34 protein-coding genes, 1 tRNA gene and 2 riboswitches are annotated in these 26,525 nt (G+C 62.2%); of the genes, 3 read left to right on the plus strand and 32 right to left on the minus strand.

Annotated features, from left to right (window positions below; all coding sequences use genetic code 11):
* Positions 1-3 precede the first annotated feature (3 nt).
* Positions 4-156, plus strand: a complete 153-nt coding sequence (locus G454_RS22890; protein ID WP_211230057.1) for a transposase — start codon at positions 4-6, stop codon at positions 154-156.
* Positions 157-309: 153 nt separating this feature from the next.
* On the opposite strand, the gene G454_RS0110680 is transcribed toward G454_RS22890, so the two are convergent.
* Complete coding sequence (locus G454_RS0110680; protein WP_027718620.1) at positions 310-522, minus strand: DNA adenine methylase; 213 nt, start codon at positions 520-522, stop codon at positions 310-312.
* Between the two features lie 122 nt (positions 523-644).
* Here G454_RS0110680 and G454_RS0110685 point away from each other — a divergent pair, with 122 nt between their 5' ends.
* Positions 645-989, plus strand: coding sequence for a CGGC domain-containing protein (locus G454_RS0110685; RefSeq protein ID WP_027718621.1), 345 nt, complete (start codon positions 645-647; stop codon positions 987-989).
* A 238-nt stretch (positions 990-1,227) separates the two neighbouring features.
* Here G454_RS0110685 and G454_RS20425 read toward each other — a convergent pair whose 3' ends face one another.
* The 9 genes from G454_RS20425 to G454_RS0110725 form a co-directional block, all read right to left on the minus strand.
* The gene (locus G454_RS20425; protein ID WP_027718622.1) at positions 1,228-1,719 is read right to left on the minus strand and encodes a sigma-70 family RNA polymerase sigma factor; all 492 of its coding nucleotides are present in this window, start codon (positions 1,717-1,719) and stop codon (positions 1,228-1,230) included.
* A gap of 281 nt (positions 1,720-2,000) precedes the next feature.
* Entirely contained in the window at positions 2,001-2,345 is a 345-nt protein-coding gene (locus tag G454_RS22375; protein WP_051276243.1) for a hypothetical protein, read from the minus strand.
* 166 nt (positions 2,346-2,511) lie between these two features.
* A tRNA-Arg gene (locus G454_RS0110700) sits at positions 2,512-2,590 on the minus strand.
* Between the two features lie 255 nt (positions 2,591-2,845).
* Positions 2,846-3,811 (minus strand): L-lactate dehydrogenase, encoded by a 966-nt coding sequence (locus G454_RS0110705; RefSeq protein ID WP_245574378.1) that lies wholly within the window; start codon positions 3,809-3,811, stop codon positions 2,846-2,848.
* Positions 3,802-4,680: an energy-coupling factor ABC transporter ATP-binding protein gene (locus G454_RS18770; RefSeq protein ID WP_051276245.1), complete on the minus strand. Its 879-nt coding sequence runs from the start codon at positions 4,678-4,680 to the stop codon at positions 3,802-3,804. Before G454_RS18770 ends, G454_RS0110705 begins: the two co-directional genes overlap by 10 nt.
* Positions 4,677-5,243, minus strand: a complete 567-nt coding sequence (locus G454_RS18775) for a CbiQ family ECF transporter T component (protein ID WP_051276247.1) — start codon at positions 5,241-5,243, stop codon at positions 4,677-4,679. Before G454_RS18775 ends, G454_RS18770 begins: the two co-directional genes overlap by 4 nt.
* Positions 5,170-5,460, minus strand: a complete 291-nt coding sequence (locus tag G454_RS21800) for a CbiQ family ECF transporter T component (protein ID WP_051276249.1) — start codon at positions 5,458-5,460, stop codon at positions 5,170-5,172. Before G454_RS21800 ends, G454_RS18775 begins: the two co-directional genes overlap by 74 nt.
* A complete protein-coding gene (locus tag G454_RS0110720) occupies positions 5,453-5,737 on the minus strand; it encodes an energy-coupling factor ABC transporter substrate-binding protein (protein WP_245574379.1) in 285 nt (94 codons plus the stop codon). Before G454_RS0110720 ends, G454_RS21800 begins: the two co-directional genes overlap by 8 nt.
* A gap of 6 nt (positions 5,738-5,743) precedes the next feature.
* Complete coding sequence (locus G454_RS0110725; protein WP_425387446.1) at positions 5,744-6,487, minus strand: energy-coupling factor ABC transporter permease; 744 nt, start codon at positions 6,485-6,487, stop codon at positions 5,744-5,746.
* Between the two features lie 136 nt (positions 6,488-6,623).
* Positions 6,624-6,808, minus strand: a riboswitch (cobalamin riboswitch).
* Between the two features lie 123 nt (positions 6,809-6,931).
* Here G454_RS0110725 and G454_RS18780 point away from each other — a divergent pair.
* The gene (locus G454_RS18780) at positions 6,932-7,786 is read left to right on the plus strand and encodes a polysaccharide deacetylase family protein (protein ID WP_051276251.1); all 855 of its coding nucleotides are present in this window, start codon (positions 6,932-6,934) and stop codon (positions 7,784-7,786) included.
* 43 nt (positions 7,787-7,829) lie between these two features.
* Here G454_RS18780 and G454_RS21450 read toward each other — a convergent pair whose 3' ends face one another.
* From G454_RS21450 to glnA (G454_RS0110840), 22 genes are all read right to left on the minus strand, one after another.
* A complete protein-coding gene (locus G454_RS21450; protein WP_211230056.1) occupies positions 7,830-8,006 on the minus strand; it encodes a hypothetical protein in 177 nt (58 codons plus the stop codon).
* A complete protein-coding gene (gene rimI, locus G454_RS0110740; protein WP_027718626.1) occupies positions 7,993-8,448 on the minus strand; it encodes a ribosomal protein S18-alanine N-acetyltransferase in 456 nt (151 codons plus the stop codon). The genes G454_RS21450 and rimI overlap by 14 nt, the downstream gene beginning before the upstream one ends.
* The gene (gene tsaB / locus G454_RS0110745) at positions 8,439-9,161 is read right to left on the minus strand and encodes a tRNA (adenosine(37)-N6)-threonylcarbamoyltransferase complex dimerization subunit type 1 TsaB (protein ID WP_245574380.1); all 723 of its coding nucleotides are present in this window, start codon (positions 9,159-9,161) and stop codon (positions 8,439-8,441) included. The genes rimI and tsaB overlap by 10 nt, the downstream gene beginning before the upstream one ends.
* On the minus strand, positions 9,148-9,630 hold the full coding sequence (tsaE, locus tag G454_RS0110750; RefSeq protein ID WP_027718628.1) for a tRNA (adenosine(37)-N6)-threonylcarbamoyltransferase complex ATPase subunit type 1 TsaE: 483 nt from the start codon (positions 9,628-9,630) through the stop codon (positions 9,148-9,150). The genes tsaB and tsaE overlap by 14 nt, the downstream gene beginning before the upstream one ends.
* 35 nt (positions 9,631-9,665) lie before the next feature.
* Positions 9,666-10,670, minus strand: a complete 1,005-nt coding sequence (gene thiL / locus G454_RS0110755) for a thiamine-phosphate kinase (RefSeq protein ID WP_027718629.1) — start codon at positions 10,668-10,670, stop codon at positions 9,666-9,668.
* 16 nt (positions 10,671-10,686) lie between these two features.
* Positions 10,687-11,988, minus strand: coding sequence for a phosphomethylpyrimidine synthase ThiC (thiC, locus tag G454_RS0110760; RefSeq protein ID WP_027718630.1), 1,302 nt, complete (start codon positions 11,986-11,988; stop codon positions 10,687-10,689).
* Positions 11,985-13,061, minus strand: coding sequence for a thiamine phosphate synthase (locus tag G454_RS20945; protein ID WP_035107635.1), 1,077 nt, complete (start codon positions 13,059-13,061; stop codon positions 11,985-11,987). Before G454_RS20945 ends, thiC begins: the two co-directional genes overlap by 4 nt.
* Positions 13,062-13,123: 62 nt before the next feature.
* A riboswitch (TPP riboswitch) is annotated at positions 13,124-13,237 on the minus strand.
* Between the two features lie 38 nt (positions 13,238-13,275).
* Positions 13,276-13,686, minus strand: a complete 411-nt coding sequence (locus G454_RS0110770) for a response regulator (RefSeq protein WP_027718632.1) — start codon at positions 13,684-13,686, stop codon at positions 13,276-13,278.
* 111 nt (positions 13,687-13,797) lie between these two features.
* A complete protein-coding gene (locus tag G454_RS0110775) occupies positions 13,798-14,517 on the minus strand; it encodes a gamma-glutamyl-gamma-aminobutyrate hydrolase family protein (protein ID WP_027718633.1) in 720 nt (239 codons plus the stop codon).
* A gap of 42 nt (positions 14,518-14,559) precedes the next feature.
* The gene (locus tag G454_RS0110780) at positions 14,560-14,937 is read right to left on the minus strand and encodes a type II toxin-antitoxin system PemK/MazF family toxin (protein ID WP_027718634.1); all 378 of its coding nucleotides are present in this window, start codon (positions 14,935-14,937) and stop codon (positions 14,560-14,562) included.
* 4 nt (positions 14,938-14,941) lie between these two features.
* Positions 14,942-15,097 (minus strand): hypothetical protein, encoded by a 156-nt coding sequence (locus tag G454_RS21455; protein WP_156896738.1) that lies wholly within the window; start codon positions 15,095-15,097, stop codon positions 14,942-14,944.
* A gap of 60 nt (positions 15,098-15,157) precedes the next feature.
* Positions 15,158-15,661 carry an acetolactate synthase small subunit gene (ilvN, locus tag G454_RS0110790; protein WP_027718635.1) on the minus strand — a complete coding sequence of 168 codons (504 nt, stop codon included), beginning with the start codon at positions 15,659-15,661 and terminating at the stop codon, positions 15,158-15,160.
* Between the two features lie 74 nt (positions 15,662-15,735).
* Positions 15,736-16,641: a sugar phosphate isomerase/epimerase family protein gene (locus tag G454_RS0110795; protein ID WP_169719347.1), complete on the minus strand. Its 906-nt coding sequence runs from the start codon at positions 16,639-16,641 to the stop codon at positions 15,736-15,738.
* Positions 16,642-16,664: 23 nt separating this feature from the next.
* Entirely contained in the window at positions 16,665-17,036 is a 372-nt protein-coding gene (locus G454_RS0110800) for a cyclophilin-like fold protein (RefSeq protein ID WP_027718637.1), read from the minus strand.
* A 131-nt stretch (positions 17,037-17,167) separates the two neighbouring features.
* Positions 17,168-18,010, minus strand: a complete 843-nt coding sequence (locus tag G454_RS0110805; protein ID WP_027718638.1) for a GltB/FmdC/FwdC-like GXGXG domain-containing protein — start codon at positions 18,008-18,010, stop codon at positions 17,168-17,170.
* Positions 18,011-18,017: 7 nt separating this feature from the next.
* Positions 18,018-19,532, minus strand: a complete 1,515-nt coding sequence (locus tag G454_RS0110810) for a glutamate synthase-related protein (protein ID WP_027718639.1) — start codon at positions 19,530-19,532, stop codon at positions 18,018-18,020.
* Positions 19,533-19,556: 24 nt separating this feature from the next.
* Positions 19,557-20,699: a class II glutamine amidotransferase gene (locus tag G454_RS0110815; RefSeq protein WP_027718640.1), complete on the minus strand. Its 1,143-nt coding sequence runs from the start codon at positions 20,697-20,699 to the stop codon at positions 19,557-19,559.
* 2 nt (positions 20,700-20,701) lie between these two features.
* Positions 20,702-21,982, minus strand: coding sequence for an NAD(P)/FAD-dependent oxidoreductase (locus G454_RS0110820; RefSeq protein WP_027718641.1), 1,281 nt, complete (start codon positions 21,980-21,982; stop codon positions 20,702-20,704).
* 35 nt (positions 21,983-22,017) lie between these two features.
* Positions 22,018-22,452, minus strand: a complete 435-nt coding sequence (locus G454_RS0110825; RefSeq protein ID WP_027718642.1) for a 4Fe-4S dicluster domain-containing protein — start codon at positions 22,450-22,452, stop codon at positions 22,018-22,020.
* 116 nt (positions 22,453-22,568) lie between these two features.
* Positions 22,569-23,900: a type I glutamate--ammonia ligase gene (gene glnA / locus G454_RS0110830; protein WP_027718643.1), complete on the minus strand. Its 1,332-nt coding sequence runs from the start codon at positions 23,898-23,900 to the stop codon at positions 22,569-22,571.
* A 120-nt stretch (positions 23,901-24,020) separates the two neighbouring features.
* On the minus strand, positions 24,021-24,602 hold the full coding sequence (locus G454_RS0110835; protein ID WP_027718644.1) for an ANTAR domain-containing response regulator: 582 nt from the start codon (positions 24,600-24,602) through the stop codon (positions 24,021-24,023).
* A 110-nt stretch (positions 24,603-24,712) separates the two neighbouring features.
* The gene (glnA, locus tag G454_RS0110840) at positions 24,713-26,134 is read right to left on the minus strand and encodes a type I glutamate--ammonia ligase (protein WP_027718645.1); all 1,422 of its coding nucleotides are present in this window, start codon (positions 26,132-26,134) and stop codon (positions 24,713-24,715) included.
* Positions 26,135-26,525 lie beyond the last annotated feature (391 nt).

Raw genomic sequence — 26,525 nt, forward strand, 5'->3', positions numbered from 1 at the left:
GAGCTGGCTCGCTGGCACGGGTTACGACGCGCCCGCTACTGGGGGCTGGTAAAGACTAGGCTTCAGGCCATTTTCACTGCCCTGGCGGTAAACTTCAAGCGATGGGTGTACCTGGCAATTGCTGCCAAGCGGGCAGTCAAAACCGCGGCAGCCTAGGAATAAGGAGTTTCTCTGCCTTTTTCAAGGACTTGGTTACTTTATATTGGTACTAAAGGTGGCGATTTGCTGTGGTAAGCTCTTCCATAAAAGCCTGATTGCCATATATTGTTAATTATACTTGGTTAAAGTGTTATAACTTGCTGTTTTCCCTCAGTTTTGCGACGGTCTCAACTCCTCGTTCTTGTCAATCAGCACCGCCCTTTCGGGCAGCAGGTGAAAAAAGACCGCCGCCCCGCCGGCAAAGGGTTCCACGTACAGGTCGTAATTTCCGGCGGGAAAGAGAGGGGCAAGCTGCGGGAGGAGCTGACCCTTGCCGCCGGCCCACTTCACCGGAGGCTTCGGGCCTAAAAGTTGCCGCGGCAAAAATAACCCTCCTTAAAAAATAAGGTTAAAATTTTTAAATTCACCCAAGCAGTCGGGAGGGAAACCCGTAAGGTCGTCGAAGGGATCAGGTAAAATTTCCCCAGGAGGTGCCAGGCGGGAAGATGGAGAAAGTTTTTATCATCGGCTGCGGCGCGTACATGGACGCGGGGTACGGTTGTCCGGGAGAGTGGCGCTGCCTCAAAGCGGCGGCCCTGGGTGAGGGCAAGTTCAGCGCCCCCTCGCAGGTGATAGCCTTCGTGCGCTGTGAATGCCCCGGTCGCACCATCGGCCCCAATACCGGCATGGCCATGAAGCTCTCAGAAGTAAAGCCCGATGCCATTTACCTCAGCACCTGCATGGTGGACGCCAGGCCGGGGTGCCCCTACGCCCAAATCGAGGACCTGGCCAAGGCCCTGGAAGCCAGGTTCGGCGTCCCCGTAAAGCTCGGCACCCACGAGTACAAGTAACCGAGAGCTTGAATCCGCCCGGCCCGCAGGGCTCCTCACCCTGCGGGCGCCTTTTTTCTCTCCCGCCGCAGGGCAAAAGAAAAAGGCGGTCCCTTCCCGAAGTAACCGCATTTAAAATTTCGCCTTTCGGCCCCACTTTCCTGCTCGCGGGCTTTCCCGCCGCGAGAGCATTTACCAAAGCATCACCGGCCCTAACAGCGGCACCGCCTGTAAATGAAACCGCACGCGGCGCCTTCCGTCAATCCAGCAAAGTTGCCCTCAACCTTGCCAGCGCCTTTCTTTTTATGCGGGAAACCCGCGCAGGGGAGAGGCCCAGGAGCCTCGCCGCCTCGTCCGTCCCGAGGCCCCTAAAAAAGCAGAGGTTCATCACGGCCTGCCAGCTAGGGGGAAGCAGCATTAAAGCGGCCAACAGTTCGTCCCGCTCCGGGGCGCCGACCGGATCGGCCCCGGCCCACGTGACATCTGCCAGGGCGGCGCTCCGCAGGGACTGCTGCGCCTCCCTCCTCCAGGTGTCCTGTACCGCCCTGCGCACCTTCTCCCAGGCGTAGGCGGAGAAACTTCCCTTGGACGGCTCCCAACTCAGCGCCGCCTCACACAGCGCCAGAAATGCCTCCCCCAGCAGGTCCTCGCCCTCCGGTGCCGGGCCGGGGTGAGGTGATACCGCGCGCGCAGCAGCCTCCGCCACCCACAGGTGTTCCCCCACGAGCGCCCGCCGCTCCTTGTCGAGCATTTCCTGCCGCCCGCCTCCCGCACAATTCCCGGACTTTATAACATTTTATAGCTCCGGCCCCAAAAGAAATCAACCCGCATTCTCTATCAGGCATTACCTTTCCTTGTCGTCTACAAGGCCCTGCTTGCCGGCCTCGTAACCCGCAGTTTGAAGGCAAATTAAGAATACCGGCACCTAACTTTTAACCCCTGTGCAATCACCGATTGCACCGCTTCTTTGCATCACCCGCCGGTTGGATTTTTCGTTAGGCATTGCTTTCCCGTGCCGGCCCCGGTATGTTTCTAAATATCCTCCAGGGATGAGCAGCACCCCCGCATGATGTGCTCCAAAATCTCCTGGTCCGTCACGCTGGTACAGTAACAAACCGGTACCGGGGCAGAATGGTTTTTAAACCATACTGGTACTTTAAGTTCATCTTCACGTATCGTCACGGCATCATTGAAATAAGCAACGCCGCATTCCAGGGAAACGCACAAATGGAATCCTTCCCCTGCCACTAGATCCAGCTTCTCCTCTTTCACCAAACTGGCTACGGTTACCTGTTTAACCCGCAGGCCACGCCGACCGCATTCAGGACACGGTATGCCTTTCTCAGTCCTGGACAAGCCGCAAATGGCGGGTTGCATCCCACATCCACCACCTTTTTTAAACACTGGCCACCGGAAAAATGCTTTCACCGCCGGTACCAATAAATCCTGTTGGTTAGGTACCAGGGGGAGCCCCCAGCCGTCCCGTTGCAAAAAACTATAAAGCCCGCAAGCCCCTGATTTTTCCGGGCCTGCGGGCTCTTTCTGGTGCGCCTGGCAGGAATCGAACCTGCACAAAGTCCCGGCTCCGGAGGCCGGCGCTCTATCCGTTGAGCTACAGGCGCATATATTACACGGCAACTTTAATTATACCAGCAGCCTCCCCAAAAAGCAAGAGCAGTGGGGGCGTGGGTAGCCGTAAGTTACGGGTGGGAAGAAACGTAACTGACTGCCCCTCCTGCCGGCACCGCAGGGCAGCCAGCACGTAAGCGCCGCGCTCAAAAGAGCATGGGGAGCGAAAGGGCCTTTGGGGGCGCGCCCTTATAGCTTCCTTAGCGCACTTTCCTCTCCTGCCGCCATAAAGGTACCGCACCCGCCCCTTACACGGGGAGATCGAGTTCCTCGATCACCGACCTGAGCACCCGGGCGGAGTGGCGCAGCGCCTCCTCCTCGGCGGGATCGATGGGCGGAGCCAGCACCCGGACCCTTCCCTGCCGGTTGACGATGGAGGGCAGGCTGAAGCACACGTCCCTGACGCCGTATTGGCCGTCAACGAGGCCGGATACGGTGAGGATGGAGTTTTCATCCCGGAAGATGCTTTCGCAGATGCGCCGGACGGCCAGGCCGATGGCAAAGGAAGTGTAGCCCTTGCGGGCGATAACCTCGTAGGCCGCCTCCCGCACCCGGCGGGTGATCTCCTCCCGGTCGATACAGGGTAGGCCCTGCCAGCAGCAGAAATTCAGCACCGGCATGCCGGCTATATTGGCCAGGCTCCACAGAGGCACCTCCGTGTCCCCGTGCTCCCCCACCACGTAGGCGTGGATGTTGCGGGGCTCCACCTGGCAGTGGCGGCTTAAGAGATAACGGAAGCGGGAGCTGTCCAGGACCGTGCCGGAGCCGATGACCCTGTTGGGGGGCAGTCCGGTCAGGCGCAGGGCGGCGTAGGTGAGCACGTCCACCGGATTGGTCACCACCAGGAAGATGGCGTCGTTTTCCCGGAGGGGAAGCCTGGAGAGGACGTCCTTTAACACGGCGTAATTGCGCTGCAGCAGCTCCAGGCGGGTTTCCCCGGGCCTCTGGTTCACCCCGGCGCTGAAAATGACAATATCCGCATCGCGGCAGTCCTCGTAGTCGCCCGCATATATGCGGATGGGCTTGATGAAGGAAACGCCGTGGGCCAGGTCCATGGCTTCCCCTTCGGCCCGCTCCCGGTTTATGTCCACCAGCACCATTTCCGTGATCAGGCCGCTGATCATGAGGGCATAGGCCGCCGCGGAGCCCACCGCGCCCGCGCCGACGATGCCTACCTTGCGCTTGTCGTTTATGTGCATTTCCCTCACCCGCATTTATTTTGCCCCGCCCCCTTGAAAAAATGCCTGCCGCCCTCCCCGCCGGCGAGCCGGTAAAGGTCCTCCATGCTGCGGGGCGGCAGCAAATCTTCTCCCAGCCAGCCCATATGGCGGCAGAGCTCGTAGAATTCCACCAGCCAGGGGCGGGCGAGGCTGCAGCTTTCCAGGAGCCGGGCGTCGCGGAAAACATCCTGCGGCAGCCCCTCCCCCACTACCCTCCCGCCGTCCATGAAGTAGGCGTAGTCCGCCCAGGCGTAGGCCAGGTCCACGTCGTGGGTGGCCAGGATAACGGTGGTGCCCTTCCTGTGCAGGCGGTCGAAAAGATCCATGATCTGGCGGGCGTACTTCGGGTCGAGCCCTGCCGTGGGCTCATCGCAGATGAGCACGCGGGGCTTCATGGCCAGTACCCCTGCCAGGCAGACCCTTTTCTTCTGGCCGTAGCTCAGGAGGTGGGTGGGCTTGTCCCTGAGGGCGCTTATCTCCGTGGCCTCCATGGCCTCCTCTACCAGCCGAACCACCTCCTCCCTGGGCAGGCCCAGGTTCATGGGCCCGAAGGAAACCTCCTGGAATACGCTGGCCGAAAAGAGCTGGGAGTCGGGGTCCTGGAAGACTATGCCCACTTCCCGGCGCAACTGCTTTAAAAAGCGGCGGTCGTAGCGCAGCTCCTGCCCGGCGTAGAACACCTTGCCCTTCTGCGGGCGGAGGATGCCGTTAAAGTGAAGGAAGAGGGTGGTCTTGCCGGCCCCGTTGGGGCCCAGGAGGGCCACCCTCTTCCCTTCTTCCACGGCCAGGGAAGCGCCCTTCAAGGCGGGGGTGCCGTCGGGGTAGGTAAAGTAGACGTCCCTGGCCTCCAGGATGTACTTCAAAACGGCCACCCCCGTCCGGCCAGGGCCAGAAAGAGCAGGACTGCCCCCGTACCCGTGATGAAGGCCCAGTTTTTTCCGGAAACCTCAAAGCGCTCCTCCAGCACCTGTAACTCCCCGTCATACCCCCGCGCCAGGAGGGCGGTGTAAAGGGCCCGGGAGCGGTAGAGAGACCTCACCAGGAGGACCGATACCAGCTGGCCCAGCGAACGGTAGGAGTTTTGCAGGCTGGCGTACCCCCAGCGGGCGGACTGGGAAAGGTAAATCTTTTCCGCCGTCTCCATGATCACAAAGATGAAGCGGTAGGTGAGGCAGAACAACTCCACCCACAGCGCCGGCAGCCTCGCCTTGCGCAGGAAGCAGGCCACCTCTATTACCGGCGTGGTGAGGGCCAGAAAGTAAAGGCAGGAGGTCGCCCCCAGGGACTTGACCAGGATGAGCCCGGCGCGGTAGAGGTCGGCGTAGCTGGTGCCGACGGCCAGACCCAGGACGCTAAAGCGGAGGGCAGAAACTTCCCCCCCCGCCCCCCAGGTTAAAGGCCACGGTGGCCGCCCCGGCCAGGACAAAGCCGCAGGGAATGAGCATGAGCTTGCCGTACACGCGGGCAGGCACCCGCGCCCCCAGGAGCACGGCCCCCGACATGAGTGCCAGCACCAGTAAGGGCGCCAGGGGACCGGCGGAGGCGAGGCAGGCAACCACGCATAGGCAGGCAAAGGCCATCTTTTCTCCCGGGTGCACGCGGCGCAGGGCGTTGGTGTAGGCAAAGCGGTCTATTTTAAGCACCTTTTCTTTGCCCCCGCACGAGCCCGATATAATAGCCGATCAGGCCGGCCCCCAGGGCGGCCTGCAGGGCAAAGAGCAGCGACTCCACTTCCCCGCTGGGCGGCTCCCAGATGCTCTTAAACCACGGCTGGTAGTCCGGAGCCAGCTCCAAAATGGCCTCCTCCGCCCGGCTGTCGGCCCCGGCGAACTCCGCATCCCTGTGGATGAAAAGGGGCAAAACGGCAAGCAGCACCACCAGGAAGAGCAGGGCCAGATTTTTCACCAGGCTGCCCCTCACCAAAGCTCACACCTCCCGGGAGAGCACTTTGAGGTCTTCCAGCTCTTGGCGGCTGTGCGCGGCCAGGAAGTTAAAGACCAGGAGGGTGAGTATGCCCTCGCTGGCCGCCAGCGGCAGCTGGGTGACGGCAAAAATGCCCATGAATTTGACCATGGAAGCCCAGACCCCGCCTTCAGGGGCAGGAAAGGCCAGGGCCAGCTGCAGGGAAGTGGTGACGTAGGTCATGAGGTCGCCGAGAAAGGCGGCGGCAAAAACCACCGCGCTGCGGGGCAGGCGCAGGCGCGCGCCCGCCCGGAAGATGCCGTAGGCTACCAGCGGGCCCACCACGGCCATGGAAAAGGTGTTGGCGCCCAGGGTGGTCAGCCCGCCGTGGGCCAGCAGGAGGGCCTGGAAGAGCAGCACGATGCACCCCAGCACGCTCATGGCCGCAGGGCCGAAGAGCATGGCACCCAGGCCCACACCGGTGGGGTGGGAGCAACTGCCGGTGACCGAGGGGATCTTCAGGGCCGAGAGCACAAAGGCAAAGGCGCCGGCCAGACCCAAGAGCATTTTAATTTCCGGCCTGGAGCGCACGTTCCTGCCGATGGAGCGCAGGCCCGCGGCCAAAAAGGGCAGCACCAGCACAAACCAGAAAAGACTCCACTTGAGGGGTAAAAAGCCCTCCATGATGTGCATGGCCCAGGCATGGGAGGGGGAAAGGAAAAGCATGAGGGCTAAAATACTAATGAAGGCCCATAATTTGCGGCGCACGGCAAGAAAACCTCCCGGTAAAATTTCCTTTGTGGCCAACAGGTTAACCTGTCTACCGGGTTTAAACGAAAAAGCCCCCGTCCGCTACGAAACGTGACAGGGGACTTCCTTCCCACCTCCCCGTGGCCCGTAGGGACAGTGCGGCACGGAACGGGCAGGTTTCCTGGCTCATGGATCATCGCCCCACCACGCCTTCCCGGCCGGCCTGCCAGTGGCTCCCTGTGGCGGGCTCCCCATTCACAGTGGCGGCCCCGCGTCAGACTTTCACTGACTTCCCTCTCTCCTGCTCCCCGCAGGATCACCCGTTCCCAAGAGGCTATTAAATTTTTTTCCATTGTAACATACGCGCTACCCGTTGTCAATAAAATTTTTCCGTTGCGCCACAAATCGACAGCAAGTTATAGTATAGTAATGTTACCAGCTCTTTTTCAAGGAAGTCCTCTCGTGCGCCCCAAGCTGCTTTTCTGCTGCCTATTGTTGCTCATCCTCTCCGGCTGCATCTGGCCCGAGCGCAGCCCAAACAGAGGTATTGAGGTCAACTTCCGGGAAGAAAAGCCGTCCCCCGGCGCCTTCCTCCCGCCCGCCGAGGCCGGGGAAGAAGCAGCTGTATCCGGTGCCGCGTACCATCCCGAAGCAAAAAAGGTGGTTTACCTGACCTTTGACGACGGCCCCAGCAGGCACTTTACCCCCCGGGTGCTGGACATCCTCGCCCGTTATCAGGTGAAAGCCACCTTTATGGTCGTGGGCGTAAACATTCCCCAAAACAGAGATGTTGTGCAGCGGATCATAGTCGAGGGACACGCCCTGGGCAACCACACCTACTCCCACGACTACAAAAAAATTTACCGCTCGCCCGACGCCTTCGTGCAGGACCTCCGCCTCTGCGGGGATCTCCTGCAGGAGTTCACCGGCAGGCCGGTAAAAATTTTCCGTGCTCCCGGCGGCCCCGGCAACCTTTCCCCGGCACTTAAGCAGCAGCTCAAACAACTGGGTTATCATTCAGTTGGCTGGAACGTTACGGGCGACGATGCCAACCCCCACGGGGCAAGCGCGGAGCATATTTACCGCACGGTTATGGAGGGCGTGATGCGGGTGGAAAAGACAAACGCGGTGCCCGTCATCCTCCTCCACGATGGGGCAGACCTGCACACCCTGGAAGCACCGCCCAACTCCGCGCTGGCCCGCTACATCGAAACCAGGAAAAACCTCATCCTGGCCCTGCCCAAAATCATCGAAAGCCTCCGGGCCCGGGGTTACACTTTTGCCGTGGTGGACGAAAAAACCCCCGGGCCGCGGTGAAATGCTCCCGGCGGGGCCCACCGGCCCCTCCTTAGCACCTGCCTCACCCTCCCCCGGCCAGCAGGAAAAGGCCCGCCCCTGCCACCAGCATCCCCAAGCTCCAGGGCGCGGGGAGGCCGGCCAGCAATCCGGCAGCCACCAGGGCAAGGCCGGCCAGCCTCACCCACAGCCGCGCACGACCCCGCACCGCCCGCCCACCTGCCTTTCTACACGTCTCCAAGCGAATCCTTCCACATGACCACCGCGTCTTCGTTCGTGTCCGTGTAATACCCCCGCCGGCGGCCCCGCTCCACAAACCCCAGGGCGGCATACAGACGCCGTGCGGCGCGGTTGGAAGTGCGCACCTCCAGGGTCATGCGCCTGGCGCCCAGGAGTGCGGCGCGCCGCATGAGCTCCTGCATGAGCCGCCGGCCGATGCAGCGCCGGCGGAATTCCGGGTGCACGGCTACGTTGGTCACGTGGGCCTCGTCTAAAACAATCCACATGCCGGCGTAGCCCACCACCCTGCCTCCTGCCAGGGCCACGATGTAGTGGGCAAACTCGTTCTCCAGCAACTCGTAGGTAAAGGCGTACCTGGACCAGGGCGTGGGAAAAGAGGCCTGCTCGATGGCCAGCACTTCGTCCAGGTGGTCGCAGGTCATCTCCGCAAAGCTCACTTCCATAAGGTTTCACACCGCTTTAGCCCCTGCTTTTGCAGCCACTTGATTTCCGCCTCGGAAGGCCGCACGTAGTCGGGCAGCAGCTCTAGGGGATTGCAGCCCTTATTTTGCATGAGGCGGCGGTAGCCCAGCGCGGCCACGTGAGCCGCCCGGGGCCACATGAGGCTCTCCGGGGCAAAGGAAATGCGGTCCTTCAGGCGGCCTTGCAAGAGCTCCCGGTGCATCAGGGCACCGTCCCCGGTTACGGTCACCGGCAGCCCGGCCTCCAAAAGTTTTTGGGCGAGGTCCGGCGGCGAAAGGGCCATGGGGCCTTCCACAAGGAGCAGCCCTTCCTTTGCCGTCCTGTACAGGGCGGCGTAAACCTCGCCCCTTTTGGCGTGCAGCACCGGGCAGATCAGCCCCTCCCGGCCCCAGAGGGCATAGGCCAGGGCCTCCAGGGTGCCCACCCCTACCACGGGCAGCCCCCAGGCCTGGGCCAGGGTCTTGGCCGTGGCCATGCCGATGCGCAGACCCGTAAAGGAGCCCGGCCCGGCGGACACGGCAATGCCCCCCAGGTCGCGGTGGCCCACCTGGGCGTCCTCCATAACCCCCTTGAGCATGGGCAGGAGGTTGGCCGAGTGGGTGCGCTGGTTGTTCACCAGCCTTTCGGCCACCAGCCTTTCCCCACACACCACTGCCACCGCGGCCACCTGGGTGGCCGCCTCAATGCCCAGCACGAACAAGCTCTTTCAGCTCCCCCAGCAGTTCTTCGTAACGCCTTCCCCGGGGAACGAGGCACAGCTCCCTTTGCCCGGGCTCTTCCGGCCTCACCTTTAGGTAGATATTCAACCTCTCCGCGGGCAAAACCTCCTCCACGCGCTCCGGCCACTCGACGACGGTTACCCCTTCCCCGTAAAAATACTCCTCGCAGCCGAGGTCGTACATTTCCCGGGGCCCGGACAGGCGGTACGCGTCCATGTGGAAAAAGGGCAGCCTGCCGGCATACTCGTTAATCAGGGTAAAGGTGGGGCTGGTCACCGCCTCCGTAACCCCCAGCCCCCGGGCAATCCCCTTGGCCAGCACGGTCTTCCCCGCCCCCAACTCCCCGTAAAGGCACACCACGTCCCCGGGGCGCAGCAGGCCGCCCAAAAGGCGGCCGAAATTTTCCGTCTCCTCGCTGCACAGGCTCAACCAGGTAAATTCCATCGGGGCACTCACCTTCGAGAATAATTATACCCCTGTTATGCAAAATGATCGTACCCCTGCAGGGCCAGGGGCACGCGCTTGCCGTCCGGCAGCTCCAAAAGCAGGCCTTCCTGCGGGGGTATGATTTCCCCGATGCAGGTGCAGCTCTCGCCGATGGCCGCAAGCTCCTCCTTTGCCTGCTCAAACAGGTCCTCGGGCAGGGTGAAGACCAGCTCGTAGTCCTCGCCGCCGGAGAGGGCCCATTCCAGCGGGTCGCAGCCGGCCAGGCGGGCCAGCTCCCTGGCCTGGGAGCTCAAGGGAACGTCTTTAGCCCTTACCAGGCAGCCCACGCCGCTGGCCCGGCAGATGTTGTGCAGCTCCCGCGCCAGCCCGTCGCTGACGTCCTCCATGGCCGTGGCCCCCGCGGAGGCCAGCAGGCGCCCGGCGGCAAGCTTGGCCCTGGGCTCCAGGTGCGCCCGGTAAAGGAAGGCCGCCGTCTCCCCGTCAGGGGCCAGCCCGGGATTTTGGCAGAGGTAGAGCCCGGCTGCCGAGTTGCCCAGGGTGCCGGTAACGCAGATCAGGTCCCCCACCCGGGCGCCACCGCGCAGGACCGCCAGGCCCGCCTCCACGAGCCCCAGAAGGGCAAAGTTGATCACCAGCCGCTCCGGGCTGGCCACCGTGTCCCCTCCCACGATATTGAGGCGGTACTCCGCGGCGGCGCGCCGCAAGCCGTGGTAGAGCGCCTCCACCTCCTCCACAGAAACGCGGGGAGGGAGGCCCAGGGAAATTACCCCGTGCGTGGGCCACCCTCCCATGGCGGCAATGTCGCTGGCGTTTACGGCCACGGTCTTATAGCCCACCTGCTCGTAAGTGGCCCATGCCAGGGAAAAGTGCACCCCCTCCACCAGCATGTCGGTGGTAAAGAGCAGCCAGTGGGGGCCGGGCAGGCGGAGGACCGCCGCATCGTCCCCCGCGCCGGCCACTACCTCCCCGGGATGCGTGAGGAGGCCCTGCGCGACGCGCGCGATGAGCCCGAACTCCCCTATCTCGCTAAGGCGCACGGGAAACCGCCCCTTCTCAGCATTTTTCTCCTTTCTCCCGCCCCAGGTAGCGGGCCACCACGTCCATGGCGCAGTATTCCCCGCACATGGAGCAGGCCTTGGTCCCGGCGGGGTTGCGCTCCCGGCGGTAGCGGGCGGCCTTTGCGGGGTCTATGGCCAACCGGATCTGGGCCTCCCAGTCCAGGGCCTTGCGCGCCCGGGACATGGCCAGGTCCCACTCGCGGGCCCCCGGGACGCCTTTGGCCAGGTCGGCGGCATGGGCGGCTATGCGGGCGGCTATGACGCCCTCCCGCACGTCCTCCACGGTGGGCAGGCCCAGGTGCTCCGCCGGGGTGACGTAGCACAGGAAGTCGGCCCCGGCCATGGCCGCCACGGCACCGCCGATGGCCGCCGTGATGTGGTCGTAGCCGGGAGCCACATCGGTGACCAGCGGCCCCAGCACGTAAAAGGGCGCCCCGCGGCAAAGCGATTTCTGCACCTGCACGTTGGCCGCCACCTGGTCCAGGGGCACGTGCCCCGGCCCTTCCACCATGGCCTGTACCCCGGCTGCCCGCGCCCGGTCCACCAGCTCGCCCAGGACGATGAGTTCCTGGATCTGGGCCCGGTCAGTGGCGTCGGCTATGCAGCCCGGGCGCAGGCCGTCCCCCAGGCTTAAGACCACATCATAACGCAGGCAAATTTCCAGGAGGCGGTCGAACTGCTCGTAGAGGGGGTTTTCCTTCCCGTTGTGCAGCATCCACCCGGCCAGGAGCGCCCCGCCGCGGCTGACGATGTCGGTGACCCGCCCCTCTCTCTGCAGGCGGCCCACCACCTCCAGGGTTACCCCGCAGTGGACGGTGATGAAGTCCACCCCGTCGGCGGCGTGCTTCTCGATGACGCCGAAGAGATCGTCGGGCGTCATGGCCACAATGCTGCCCCGCCTCTCCCGGGCCTCCACTGCCGCCTGGTAGACGGGAACGGTGCCCACCGGCACGGGAGAAGCGCCCAGCACGGCCCGGCGGATGTCGTCTAAGTCGCCGCCGGTGGAGAGGTCCATCACCGCGTCGGCCCCGGCCTCCAGGGCCGCCCGCAGCTTGGCCAGCTCCAGCTCCATGTCGCACGCCGCCGGAGAAGTGCCCAGGTTGGCGTTTACCTTGGTGCGCAGCCCCTCGCCGATGCCGCAGGGGTCGAGGTTGGCGTGATTTTTATTGGCCGGGATGACCACCCGGCCCTCGGCCACTTTCCTTAACACTTCCTCCACAGGAACTTTCTCCTTCTCCGCCACCCGGCGCATGGCCGGGGTGATTTCTCCTGCCCTTGCTGCCAGTAACTGGGTCATGGCCTCTTCCTCCTTGCTTCTGCAATTACCCGCCGGAGCTCGCGGGCGGCGCCGGCCACGTCCTCGGCGGCCACCACAGCCGTGATTACCGCGACGCCGTCCGCCCCCGCGGCCACCACCTCGGCTGCGTTGTGGGCCTTGATCCCGCCAATGGCCACCATGGGTATGTGCACCAGAGGGGCCAGCCGGCGCAAGATATCCGGGCCCACCGGAGCTTCGGCGTCTTCCTTAGTCCAGGTTTCGTAAATGGGCCCCACGCCAAGGTAGTCGGCTCCCCGGCGCTGGGCCTCCAGGGCCTGCTCCACGCTGTGGGTGGACACGCCGATAATTTTCCCGGGGCCGAGAATGCGCCGCGCCTCTTCCACGGGCAGGTCATCCTGGCCTAGGTGCACGCCGTCGGCGTCCACGGCCAGGGCCACGTCCACCCGGTCGTTGACAATGAAGGTCACCCCTGCCTCACGTGTAAGCTCCCGCAGCTGGCGGCCTACCTCCACCAGCCGGCGGGCGGGAAACTCCTTTTCCCGCAGCTGCAGCACCGTGGCCCCGCCGGAAATGGCCTCCCTGGCCACCTCCAGGATGGACCTTCCCCGGCTGAACTTATCGCCCGTGATGACGTAAAGGGTGTAGTCGGCCTGCCTGGAGGCCGGGGCAGGCCGGCAGGCCTCCTCCAGGCCGGCCAGCCGACCCATTATCTCCTGCTCCAGGGCGTAAGCCAAAAAGCGCATCTCCTGAAAGGGCGCCGTCACCCGGCAGAGGCGGGCGTATTCCTCCAGCACCCGCAATGCCTCCTGCACCCTCTTAAAATTTGCCGTCGCCAGCTCCCCGAGAGTCAGCGGGCCGTGAGAGGGCAGGGCCCCGGAGCCCACGTCCCCCTCCACGTCCCTGGCCGCCACCAGGGCGGCGCCCTTTGCGGGGAAAGCTTCCTGGCAGCGGCTCAGGCGGTGGCGAAGCTCCCGCACCCGGAAGGCCAGCGCGGCATCACTCAGCACAAAGCGGGCCACCTCTTCCACCACGCGCAGGCCCTCGCGGGCCCGGTTGAAGTTGGCGTCCAGGATACGGTAAACGTTTTCCATAACCCTTTCACCCCATAAAAAATACCCATCCGCCGTGAAGGAGATGGGTACAGGTGTAGCGAGCCGACAACCTACCCATTTCCCTACGCTGGCATTACCCAGATCAGGTTCCAAGGGTAAAGCACGTAACGGTGCTTTTCTCAGCCCGGCTCCCCCGGGCACCCCCATGGGCGCGCGACACAGCGCTATGCGGTTTTACTCCCTACGTATTATTTTAAACCACACAGCCCTTCAATAACAAGGACTTTTGGTAATGCTGGTGCGCCAGGTCGTCCATCAAGGCCACTACTTCCCTTATGTCAAATGGCTTGACCATGCAGCAGACGGCCCCTTCTTCTAAAGCCTGCTTGACGGTATGCTCGGAAATGTAGGCCGTCATGATGACCACCCTGGTTTCCGGGGCAATCCTCCTGATGCGCCGCAGGGCCTCCAGCCCGTCCATTAAAGGCATGCGCACGTCCATGAAAACCACCTGCGGCCTGACGGTGCGCACCTTCTCCAGGGCCTCCAGGCCGTTTTGCGCCGTATGCACGCGGTGCCCCGCCTGGCTAATGACAATGTCCAGTAACTGGCGTACGCCCGGCTGGTCGTCAACCACCAGTACGTCTAACTGCTGCAAACTCAATCACCTGCTCCCCCAGAAATTACCTTCGCTCACACACACTCTTCCTTTCGACATAAAAGCAATTATTCCTTCTCCAAGCGGCAAAATTTCTATTAACTTTTTGTAAAAAAGTTATGTTCTGGCAAGTCGGTAACGGCGCCCTGCTTCCACCAGGGCCGCAAACAGCGCCAGGAAGCGGCGGTCCTTTTCCCACATGGCTTCGGGATGCCACTGCACCCCCAGCACAAAGCCCGGCCCCGCGCCTTCCAGGGCCTCGATGAGGCCGTCGGGGGCGCAGGCCGCGACGACCAGGCCCGGCGCCACCCGGCGCACCGCCTGGTGGTGAAAGCTGTTCACCCGCAAGTTCCCGGCGCCGAGGAGGCGGGCCAGGCGCGTTCCCGCTTTTATTTCCACCCCGTGCGTGGCCGCCCAGCGGGGAGCGTCCTGGCGGTGCTTCAGGCAGCCCGGCACCTGCCGGTAGATGTCCTGGTAAATGTCTCCCCCGGCGGCAATGTTGACCACTTGCAGGCCCCGGCAGATGCCCAGGAGGGGCAGGCGCCGGCACAGCGCCCCCCGGACCAGCTCCAGCTCAAAGGCGTCCCGCCGGGGGTCCACCTCGCCGCACCCCAGCAGGGGTTCCTCGCCGAAGTAAAAGGGGTCCACGTCGCCGCCGCCGGACAAAATCAGGCCGTCCAAAACCTCCAGCCAGGGCGCAGCCCCAGCCGCGCCGGTGCAGGGCACGGGCACCGGCAGGCCCCCGGCTGCTTCCACCGCCCGCACGTAGGCGTCGCTCAGGTAAAACCTCTCCCGCTCCTCCTCCCAGGCGCAGGTAATGCCAATTAACGGGCGCACGGCTCTGCCCTCCCGTGTGGCCAACTAAAAAGGCACCACCGGCTAGATGGTGCCACAGCGGTGCTGCTCGCCAATGTCCACCAAACCCAGGCTTATCTCTACGGCGCGGTTCACTTTTTCCATTGTTTCCTGGTCCAGGGAAGTGACCTTTTCGCGCAGGCGGCTCTTGTCAATGGTGCGGATTTGCTCCAGAAGAATCACCGAGTCCTTTTCCAGGCCGCCCGGTCGGGCGGGCATTTCCACGTGGGTGGGAAGCTTGGCCTTGCTGATGCGGGAGGTAATGGCGGCCACGATGGTCGTGGGGCTGAACTGGTTGCCGATGTCGTTTTGCAGGATGAGAACCGGCCTGATGCCCCCCTGCTCGGAGCCCACCACCGGGCTCAAGTCGGCGTAGAAAACATCGCCCCGTCGCACCTGCATGGTTTTATGTTACCTCCGTCAAGTCGTGCCGCTTGGCCACCTCTTCTTCCAGGGCAAAGAGCTCCTCCACCAGCTCCAGGTTTATCTCCGCCATTTCCAGGTAGCCCTTTTTCATTTCCTCCAGGAACACTTCTATCCCCTTGCCTTTTTCCTCCACCACTTCTTTACATCCTTCCCTGCCCTGCTATTGTTTTATAGTAAATCCCGGCCCGCAAAAATATTACTGTTCCTGATAAAATTTGGTGGCGCCCGGTCCTCGGGCAATGGCAATTTTCCCCGTGCGCACGATCTCCACAATGCCGTAATCCTCCAGGACCGTGCACAGGGCCTCGATTTTCTCCTCGTCGCCCGTTAGCTCTACCACCATGGTTTCCCGGTTCACATCTACGATGTTGGCCCGGAAAACCTGCGCGATGTTGACGATGTCGGAGCGGCGGGAGGGGTCAACGCGCACCTTGATCAGGGCCAGCTCGCGCTCAATGGATTCGCTGCTGTGCAGCTCCTGGATTTTAATTACGTCGATGAGTTTAGAAAGCTGCTTGATGACCTGATCTAGCTCCTGGTCGTCCCCTTTTACCACCAGGGTGATGCGGGTAATGTCCGGCTCCTCCGTGTAGCCGGCCGCAATGCTCTCAATGTTAAACACCCTGCGGCTCAAGAGCCCCGAAATACGGGCCAGCACGCCGGGCTTGTTGAGCACCAGGACCGCCAGCGTGTGCTTCATGGCTGCTTCCCTCCCCTTTTCCCCATAGGTGTTCGCTACAAAAGGGCCATTTCCTGCCTGGAGCCTGCCAAAACTTAAAATCCCAGGCCCTGCAGCAGGGCAAGCCCTTCTCGAAGGGAGGGAAGAGCGGCCTTCGGGTGCACCTCGACCACCCGCAGGAGGCCCTCCTTTAAATAGGCGGCCACCTGAGCGAAGTCCACCTCTCCCGTTCCCGGGGCCAGGTGGTCCTCGCGGCCCCTAGCATCGTGGAGGTGCAGCCCCACCAAATTTTCTTTATAAGCCTCCAAAAAATCCCGCTGGCTGGCCCAACCCATGACCTCCCAGTGGTGGGCGTGCCCCGTATCATGCCAGTAGCCCACGGGCGCCCCGCGGAATTCCCGTAGGATGATCCCGATTTCTTCCGGGGAGGGAATCTGGTGGTAGTGGTAGCGGTTTTCGATGCCCAATACCAGGCCCAGCCTTTCCGCCAGGGGCAGGAGGCGGTCCAGGGCCAGGAGCACGCGGTCCAGGCAGCGGGGAGCAAGCCTGGCGCGCTTCCTTACCAGCACTTCCCCGGCGCGCTTGCCCTCCGCACCGCCCAGCTCCCCGCGCTCGTAAAGCTCGTAGAGGCGGTCCACCAGGTGGCGCACGGGCACCTCCCCCAGGTGCAGCACCACCGCCCGGGCCTCCAGGTCGGCGGCGTGCTCTAGAGTTTTCCGGGTATAGCGCAGGGCCAGCTCCCGCTCTCGCTCATCCTCTGAGGTAAACAAAAAGGCGTCCCCGCCCGGCTCCCTGGCCAGGTCCGGGACGGGGAAGAAGTTGTGCACGCTGACCACGCTAAGGCCGGCCTTTTTGAGCAGCCCGCGCAGGTCGCGGTAAGTTTGCGCCCCGAGGCGGTAGTCCAGCTCCACCGCCGTGGCCCCTAAAGAGAGCACGGCATCCACGATCCCGCGGGCTGATTGAACCTCTGCGGAAACCCAGCTGGTGGAAACGGCAAGCACCTTATCCGCAAAACCCCCCGTGCTCAATCCTGCGCCTCGACCAATACTTCCGCGCCCTCTTTAACTTCCCGCAGCCCGGATAGATCTCCCTCCACGCGGCCAAAGATGTTTACCGCGCTGGCCGCCCGGATCTCCTCCCCACGGCTCAGCGGCGTGGGACCGAAAAAGATGCACAGGGCCTTCCCCGGCGGCCAGTAGCCCAGGTCCCCCCGGGAAACCACCTCGGAAGCTCCCGGCTCCAGGTCCACCTCCACGGGCACGGCAAAGTATATCTCTTCACCCCAGCGCCTGGCATAGCCTTTTAGGGGCAGGGAAGACCACACCGCCCTTCCCGTAGGGGTATCGTAGATGACGGCAGGCCATGAAAGGCCGCCCACCCTGATAACGGCCCGCACTTATCTCACCTCACTTTTTTACTATATCACAAAACCCTTTATAAGTAAGAAGTAAAGCTTTGCCGCGTGTTTTTCACCCTGAAAAAATGCGGGCCGGCACTCTGTTACCGGCCCGCCGGCAAAAGTTTTGTTTAATAGGCGTAGATGCGCCCGTAGGGCCGCTTGGAAACGGGCAGGAGCTTTATAAAGCGGTCCTTTAGGATTTCCCCTGCCTCCAGGCCGAAGTGGGCGGCAAACTCGCCCACGTACTTTTCCAGCACCTTTTGGTCCTCTTCGTTCGGCTCGAGGATGCCCACCTCTTTGCCCAGCTGGTACGGCGCCACCTCGCCGCGCAGGTAAATCACCCCGCCGTGCATGCCCGTGCCGATGTAGTGGGCGTGGTGGCGCTCCCCGGGCTTTAAGTTCAGCCCCAACATGATGACGATGCCCCCGGCCATGTACTCGCCAAAGAAATCCTGGGCCGTGCCGCCTATGACCAGCACCGGCACCTTGCCGGTGTACTCCTTCATGTGGATGGCCGCCCTGTAGCCCACGCTGTCCCGGATGAAGATCTTGCCGCCCCGCATGGACATGGCCACGATGTCCCCGGCCCGCCCGTGCACGATGATCTCGCCGTCGTCCATGGTGTTGCCCACCCCGTCCTGGGCATTGCCGTGCACGATGATGCGATGGCCGGCCAGGAAGGCCCCCAGGTCGTTGCCGGGAACGGAGTGCACGTGTATCTCTACCTTTTGCGGCAGGAAAAGGCGCGTGCCGATGTAGCGCTGACCGCTGACGTTATAAAGGACGATCTTCCTTGCCCCGCCCAGGGCGGCTTCGCGGATGAGATCGTTGAGCTCCTTGTGCACCAGCCCCCGGGCGTCAATCTCCGCTTCCCAGCCGTTTAGCTGCAGGTGGGATCTTATTTGCGCTAGCGGGCGCACGTCGCCTAAAAACATATCCCGCAATCCGCGCCTTGCGCACTTTACCGCCATGCTCTCTTCACTCCCCCGCACCCTTTACTCCCAGCACGTTCAGCTCCCACTCCTCCAGGCCCACTCCCCGCAGGTGGTCGCGGTTGCCCCTCAGGCTTTCAATGGCGTTGATGCCCATGCCGCCCAGCATCTCCTTGATCTCGTTGCTCCACCCCTTCAGGAGGTTGTAGAGCCGCTCGCTGGCAATCTCGGGGTTCAAGCGGCGGGAGAGGTAGGGGTCCTGGGTGCAAATGCCCCAGGCGCACTTGCCGGTGTAGCACTTCTGGCAGAGGGTGCAGCCCATGGCCACCAGTGCCGCGGAGCCGATGTAAACTGCATCCGCCCCCAGGGCTATGGCCTTGACCACGTCCGCGCTGCAGCGGATGCCGCCGGCGGCAATGATGGAGCACTTGTGCCTGATGCCCTCCTCCCGCAGCCGCTGGTCCACCGCCGCTAGGGCCAGCTCAATGGGTATACCTACGTTGTCGCGGATGATCTTGGGCGCCGCTCCCGTGCCGCCCCGGAGCCCGTCAATGGCAATGATATCGGCCCCGGCCCGCACCATCCCGGAGGCAATGGCAGCCACGTTGTGCACGGCGGCAATCTTTACCGAAACGGGTTTTTCGTAATTGGTGGCTTCTTTTAAGGCGTAAATGAGCATGGAGAGGTCTTCGATGGAGTAAATGTCGTGCTGCGGCGCCGGGGAGAGGGCATCGGTCCCCTCGGGGATCATGCGGGTAAGAGCTATATTGGCCGAAACCTTTTCCCCCGGCAGGTGCCCTCCGATGCCCGGCTTGGCCCCCTGGCCGATTTTAATCTCGATCACCGCCGCGCAGTTGAGATACTCCGGGTCTACACCGAAGCGACCGCTAGCGCACTGCACGACGGCGTTGGCGCCAAACTCCTTCCTCATCTCCCGGGGCAGGCCGCCTTCACCGGTGTTGAACAAAGTACCGTACTTCTTTGCCGCCATGGCCAGGGAGAGGAAAGCCTGGTAGCTGATAGCCCCATAGGACATGGCCGAAAACAGGATGGGTGTCTCCACGAGCACGTTGGGGTGGAGCTCCGAGGTAATGTCCACCCTGTCGCCCTTTATTTCCACCTGCAGGTTATCGGGCTTGCGCCCCAGGAAGGTGCGCAGCTCCATGGGCTCCCGCAGGGGGTCAATGGAGGGGTTGGTTACCTGGGAGGCGTTTAAAACCAGGTGGTCCCAGTAGATGCGGTAGGGCTTGTCGTTACCGCTACCGGTAAGGATTACCCCGCCCGTCTCGGCCTGCTTTTTCAGGTCCTGCATCTTTTCCCTGGTCCAGCTGGCATTGGGCCGGTAGGACGCAGGGTGGGGCTGCACGCATAGGGCCCCGGTGGGGCAGAAAACCGCGCAGCGCTGGCAGCCGACGCACTCCCTTTCCTGGCTGAACATCATGTCCAGCTCCACGTCGTAGCGGTGCACCCCGTTGGGGCACTGCCGCTCGCAGACCCGGCACTTGATGCAGCGGTCGCCGCGGCGCTCCACCAGAAATTCCGGCAGCAGATAAGAGTACATCTCCTTCTCACCTCGCTCCGTTGCTTAAACTGCGCGGGCCAGGCTGGCCAGGTGGTCGCGGCTGTGCAACCTGGCCACCACCGGCTCGCCTCCCGGCGGGGTCCAGACCAGGTCCAGCGGCGGCGCCACCGCCCTGATGGCCCCCTCCTCGGAGGAGAGGAACACGTAGTCCCCCGCCGCCGCAGCGGTGATGGGCCGCAGGCGGATGCGGTCGGTGAGCCCGAACATCTCGTTGTGGTGGGCCACAATTACCGTAAAGGGCCCGTTGATGAGCAGGGGGGCGTAAACCATGCGCAGGGTGCTGTAGAGCCGCCGGCGGTCTTCGTCCATGTGCGCTATGAGGTCCCACATGGGAGGCGCAAAAATCTTGGCCACCACCTCAATGGGCAGCCCCTGGCGGCGCATGAGGAGATCCACGGCGTAGGCCATGACCTCCGTATCGGTATAGAGGGTGCAGTAGTAGCCGAACATCTCCAGGTAGCGGCGGTTGGTGCCGTAGGAAGAGATTTCCCCGTTGTGCACCACCGTCCAGTCCAGGATGCTAAAAGGGTGCGCCCCGCCCCACCATCCCGGGGTATTGGTGGGGAAGCGGCTGTGCGCCGTCCAGATGTAGCCCTTGTAGAGCCTGTCCAGCATGAAGAACTCCGCTATTTCCTCCGGGAAGCCCACGCCCTTGAAAACGCCCATGTTCTTGCCGGAGGAGAAGACGTAAGCCCCTTCAACCTGGGTGTTGATGAACATTACCTTCTCCACCACAAACTCGTCGGCGGCCAAGCCCTCTTCTTCCTGGTGGCGGGGCGCCACGAAGTACCGCCACACCAGGGGCGGGTTGACCACGTTGGCCCGCATGTCGGTGGGGATCTCCTCGTCGTAAACCACGTGAAAGTGGGCGGTGAGAAATTCATCCACCTGTTCCTTGGCCTGGGGACAGGAGCGCTCAAACATGATGTGCAGGGCGTAGTAATCTTTATACTCCGGGTAAAGGCCGTACACGGCAAAGCCCCCGCCCAGGCCGTTGCCGCGGCACTTCATGTTGACCATGGCGGAAATGGCCATCTCCCCGCCAAACCTCTCCCCGGCCACGTTCATCACGCCGAACAGGCCGCAGGCCTGCATGTCCTTTTCCGGCAGGTAGCGCTCGCTGGTCCTCTTTCCGGCTACGAGCATCCTCATCCCATCCTCTCCCTCACCAAGAGCTTTCCGCGCAGGTCTTCCGGAAGGCAGGCGTAGCCAAAGCCGTCCTTGAGGAGCTTATCGACAAAGGGAGCCACCTCGACCCCCTCTTTCATGAGGTTTAAGAGAATGCCGGCCCTGGCAATCTCGTTAACCAGGATGAAGCCGTACAGGCGCCCGTCCTTCAAAACCAGCCGCCGGTAGCGGCAGGCCGCCGGGTCAAGGCGGCTGGCTACCTCAAAGCCCTCCTTCTCGCCTGCGTTCAGCCCGGCGGTAATGATGTTTAAGTCAAAGAAGTGCATGGAATTCATGGCCGTGGCCCGGTCGTACACCCGCGGCACGCCCGCCATGTTAAAGGCGGCCACCCGCCCGCCGGCGTAGGCGTTGGGCCACAGGGGCAGCACGCGCCGCCCGTCTAGAAGAAAATCGTACACCTCCGCGCAGTCGCCGCAGGCGTATACGTCTGGGGCCGAGGTCTCCATCCTTTCGTTGACCAGGATGCCCCGGTTAACGGCCAGGCCTGCCTCCTTGGCCAGCTCTACGCGCGGCACCACGCCCACCGCCACCACCAAAAGGTCGCAGGGGAGCGTGACGCCGCTGGTTAAAACCGCTTCCTCCGCCCTTCCTTCCCCGCGCACCTCACCGATGGTGGTGCCGGTGTACACGGTCACCCCGGCCCTGCTAAAAGCCTCTTCCACCATCCGCGAGGTAACCTCGTCCACCACCGGGGCCAGCACCCGCGGGGCCAGCTCCACCACGCTGACGGAAAGGCCCTTTTTGCACAGCGCCTCGGCGGTCATCAGGCCGATGATGCCGCCGCCCAGGACCACCGCGCGCCGCGCGCTGCCGAGGAAGCGCGCCAGGCGCTGCGCGTCCTGCAGGGTGAGGAAGGTGCAGACGTTTTCCTTGGCCAGGTCCAGGCCCGCGACCGGCGGCACGATGGGGCGCCCGCCGGTGGCTAAAAGGAGCTTGTCGTAGCCCAGGGCCCGCCCGTCGTCTAAGTAAACGACCTTGCGCCGGGTATCCAAGCCCGTGGCCCGCCGGCCCAAAATGGCCGTAACCCCCATCCGCCGGTAGAAATCCGCCGGGCGGTAGTACATCTTTTCCAGGGGGATTTCCCGGTCCAGGTAATAAGGGAGAAGGGCCCGGGAATAAACGTGGTAGGGCTCCTCCCCCACCACGGCCACGGTTTTTTCCTTCTCCAGGGTACGCAGGGCTTCAATGCAGCCCACGGCCCCCACCGAGTTGCCGATGATCAAGAAATCGTACCTTTCCATAACCGCTGCACTCCTCCTTCTCGGCTGCCGCCGGGTTAGGCCTGGTAGAGCAGGGCCTTGTTGGGGCAGTGGCTCACGCAGGCGGGCTCGTCAACATCCTTGCACAGGTCGCACTTGACCACCCGGCGGTTTGCTTCGTCTATGACCAGCGCGCCGTACGGGCAGGCCATGACACAGCTATAGCAGCCCACGCACCGGGAAGCGTCGTGCTCCACCCTGCCGCTTGCGGGGTCACGGTACAGGGCGCCGCTGATACAGGCCTCCGCGCAGGGCGGCTCCTCGCAGTGGCGGCAGGGCACGGGCAGGGTCACCGGCAGGTCCTCTTCCACCACCAGGCGTGGCAGGGGCCTGGCCGGCTCGTAAAGAAAGGCCTTGAGGATGTCCTTGCTCCTTGAGTGGGCCACCGCACACCAGATCTCGCAGAGGTGGCAGCCCATGCAAACCTCCGGTCTTGCCACAACGCGCGGCATCTCCCTCACTCCCTTTCTCGGAAAGGCAAAATTAAAAGGCCCACGGCAGGCCCCCAACGCGCCATGACCTGCGCATGGGCTAACTTGTCGTTGGACTGCCTCCGCCGGTAATCCGCCTAGTATTTGGTCAGGTATTCTTCCAGCTCCCAGGGATGTACCTGAGTGCGGTAACGGTCCCATTCGATGCGCTTGGCCTCCATGAAGCGGGCGTAGACATGTGGGCCAAGGGCTTCCTTGATGAGCTCGTCCCGCTCCAACTCGTCAAGAGCTTCTTTAAGGTTTTCAGGCAGGCAGCCGATGCCCAGTTCCTCCCGCTCCTTGGGGCTCATCTCGTAAATGTTGCGGTCACAGGGAGGGGGCGGCGCGATCTTGTTCTTGATACCGTCTAGCCCGGCTTTTAAGCATACCGCCAGGGCCAGGTAAGGGTTGCAGGATGGGTCCGGGCTGCGCAGCTCGATGCGCGTAGAGAGACCCCGCTTAGCCGGGATGCGGATCAAGGGGCTGCGGTTGCGGAAGGACCAGGCAATGTACACCGGAGCTTCGTAACCAGCTACCAGCCGCTTATACGAGTTAACCGTGGGGTTGGTTATGGCGGCAATGGCCCTGATGTGCTTCATTAAGCCCCCGATAAAGTAGCGGCAGGTATCGCTCAGCCCGTCCGGCGAAGATGGATCGTAAAAGGCATTTTCCTCTCCGCGGAAAAGGGACATGTTGGTATGCATGCCACTGCCGTTGATGCCGAAAATAGGCTTGGGCATGAAGGAGGCGTGCAAACCGTGCCGCTGCGCGATGGTGCGCACCACGAACTTGAAGGTCATGATCTTGTCGGCGCAGTCCAGGGCATCGGAGTGCTTAAAGTCGATCTCGTGCTGCCCGGGGGCCACCTCGTGGTGGGAGGCCTCTATTTCAAAGCCCATCTGCTCCAGGGTGAGCACCATGTCCCGCCGGGCATCCTCTCCCAGGTCCACCGGGGTGAGGTCGAAGTACCCGGCCCGGTCGTGGGTGTTGGTGGTGGGGCGGCCTTCACTGTCCACGTGGAAGAGGAAGAACTCCAGCTCCGGCCCCACATGCATGGTAAAGCCCATCTCCCTGGCCTCCGCCAGCGCCCTCTTTAAAACATAGCGCGGGTCGCCTTCAAACGGGGTGCCGTCAGGGTTATACACGTCACAGATGAGCCGGGCCACACCGCCGTCACGCGGGCGCCAGGGGAAAACCACAAAGGTGCTGGGGTCGGGGCGCAGGTACATGTCCGACTCTTCGATGCGCACGAACCCTTCAATAGAAGAGCCGTCGAACATGAGCTCGCCGTCCAGCGCCTTGTCCAGCTGTTCCACAGGGATGGCCACGTTTTTCAGGATGCCGAAAATGTCTGTAAACTGCAGGCGGATAAACTTGACGCCCAGCTCCTTTACCAGCTGCCTTACGTCGTTACTGGTTAGTTGGGCCACGCTTCCAATCTCCCTTCTTTGCACAAGCCTTATTTAAAAAGCTAACTAATAGTATAGCAATAAGCATCTCAAAAAGAAATGCCCTTCTGACAAAATTTTTACCCCCAGAGAAAAAAACACTCAGCTTTTTAGATTATGGGCCAGGATGATGGCCTCGGCAATCTGCCGCATGGAAACCCTTTTGTCCATGCTCTGCTTTTGCATGCGCCGGTAGGCCTCGGCCTCACTTATGCCCAGCGTCTCCATCAAAATACCTTTGGCGCGTTCCACCAGCTTGCGCGTCTCCAGCTTCTCCTTGAGTTCCTTGATCTGGTTTTCCAACTGGATAATTTCCTGGTAATTAATAATGGCCAGCTCCACGGCCCAGTAAAGGGCCTGCTCATCCACGGGCTTGAGCAGCAGAGAAGAAGCCCTCGCTCGCCTGGCCTTCTCCAACAGCCCCTGGGCATGGGACTCGGCCACCATAACGAGCGGTGCCAGCTTATCCTCCCGCAGCACCTCCGCCAGCTCAAAACCACCGGCCCCCAGCACGGAAGCGTCGGCAATTACCAGATCCGGCTGCCTGGCCCGCACCACCCTGATGCCGCCGAGCCCGTCCGCCGCCTCGCCCACCACCCAGTAGCCCAGCTTGGTCAGCATACCCTTTAAACTCTTCCTGCTGGACTGGTCGCCGTCGACCAGCACTATCCTCGCCTCGGTCATGGGCTCATGCACCCCTGGCAAAATTTCATAAAGACAGAAACTGCCCTCACGGGGCACGAGTCCGCTATGAGGGCATTATACGCAAAACCAACCCGCAACACAATGCACATTTAGATGTCGAAGTAGAGGATAAATTCGTAAGGGTGCGGACGCATCCTGACGGCATCCACTTCCCTGATCCTTTTATATTCAATCCAGGTTTTAATTAGGTCTTCGGTAAAGACGTTTCCTTTCAATAAAAATTCGTGATCCTCTTCCAGGGCCCTTAAGGCTTCCTCCAGGGAACCGGGCAGGGAGCGGATGGCGCCGATCTCCTCCGGCGAGAGCTCATAGATGTCCTTGTCCAGGGGCTCGCCGGGATGGATCTTGTTCTGGATGCCGTCTAACCCGGCCATGAGCATGGCCGCAAAGGCAAGATAGGGGTTGCAGGAAGGATCCGGGGGACGGTACTCGATGCGCTTGCTCTTGGGGTTCCTCGAGTACATGGGGATGCGCACGGCTGCGCTGCGGTTGCGCTGGGAATAAGCCAGGTAGACCGGCGCCTCGTAGCCCGGGACCAGGCGCTTATAAGAATTTGTGGTAGGGCTGCAAAAAGCGGCTAAAGCCGGACCGTGCTTGAGCAGGCCGCCGATGTAGTACAGGGCCGTCTCGCTCAGCTGGGCGTAGCCCTTTTCGTCAAAGAAGAGGGGCTGGCCGCTTTTCCAGAGGCTCTGGTGCACGTGCATCCCGGAACCGTTATCCTGGAAAATGGGCTTGGGCATGAAGGTTACCGTTTTGCCGTGCTTATAGGCGGTATTCTTGACGATGTACTTAAACAGCATGAGCTGATCGGCCATCTTCGTCAGGGGGGCAAACTTCATGTCTATTTCCGCCTGCCCGGCGGTGGCCACCTCGTGGTGATGGCATTCCACCTCAATGCCGCAGCTCTGCATGGTCAAGACCATCTCGCTGCGGAGATTCTGCAGGCTGTCCGTCGGCGGTACGGGGAAGTAGCCCTCTTTGTAGCGGGGCTTGTAGCCCAGATTGGGTTTCTCCTCCCTACCGGAGTTCCAGAAACCCTCCCTGGAATCTACAAAATAAAACCCGTAGTGCTGGTTCTGATCAAAGCGCACATCGTCAAAGATGAAGAACTCGGCCTCGGGCCCCCAGTAGCTTATGTCGGCAATGCCGGTGGACCTGAGGTATTCCTCCGCTTTCTGGGCTACATACCGCGGGTCGCGCTCGTAATTGGTGCGGGTCACGGGATCGTAGACGTTGCAGATAACGCTCAAAGTGGGTACATTGCAGAAAGGATCTATGAAGGCGGTTGTCACATCCGGGATGAGGATCATGTCGCTTTCGTGAATGGATTTAAAGCCGCGAATGCTCGAGCCGTCAAAGCCCAGGCCTTCTTCCAGGGCCTTCTCGTCCACCTCAGAAAGGGGAACGGTGAAGTGCTGCCAGATGCCGGGAAGGTCGATGAATTTCAGGTCCAGGAGCTTGATCCCCTTTTCCCGGGCATCCTCCAGGAGTTCCTTTGCCGACGCGTACATAAAGGCTAAAACCCCCCTAGATTATGGATTTAGCTGCTGGCCTTTTCGGGTTAAAATGGCGCTTGGGCTCCCAACCTTTCCTGCCCGCCTCTTCGCCTTCACACCTCCCAACTCCGCTCCGGGTAAAAAAGCTAAAAGGCCTTAAGAGCAACCCATCGTCAGATTGCTCTTAAGGCCTCTTTGCCCCTTTTCTCACAGCCGGCGGGCGCCGTTGCCCGCAACTATTAATTTATTTAACTCGCAACTTAATTATAACAAATGGTGACGAAGAAAAGCAAGAGTGACATCCTCCCCCCAATAAATTGGGGGGCATCCCGTCGTGGGATGGCGGCTGATCAACCGCAGGTTAGCCAGCATTCCCCGGCTGACCCGGATCATCACCTTGGCCTTT

Origin of the sequence: Desulfovirgula thermocuniculi DSM 16036, from assembly GCF_000429345.1 — a bacterium.
GTDB classification, from domain to species: Bacteria; Bacillota; Desulfotomaculia; order Desulfotomaculales; family Desulfovirgulaceae; genus Desulfovirgula; species Desulfovirgula thermocuniculi.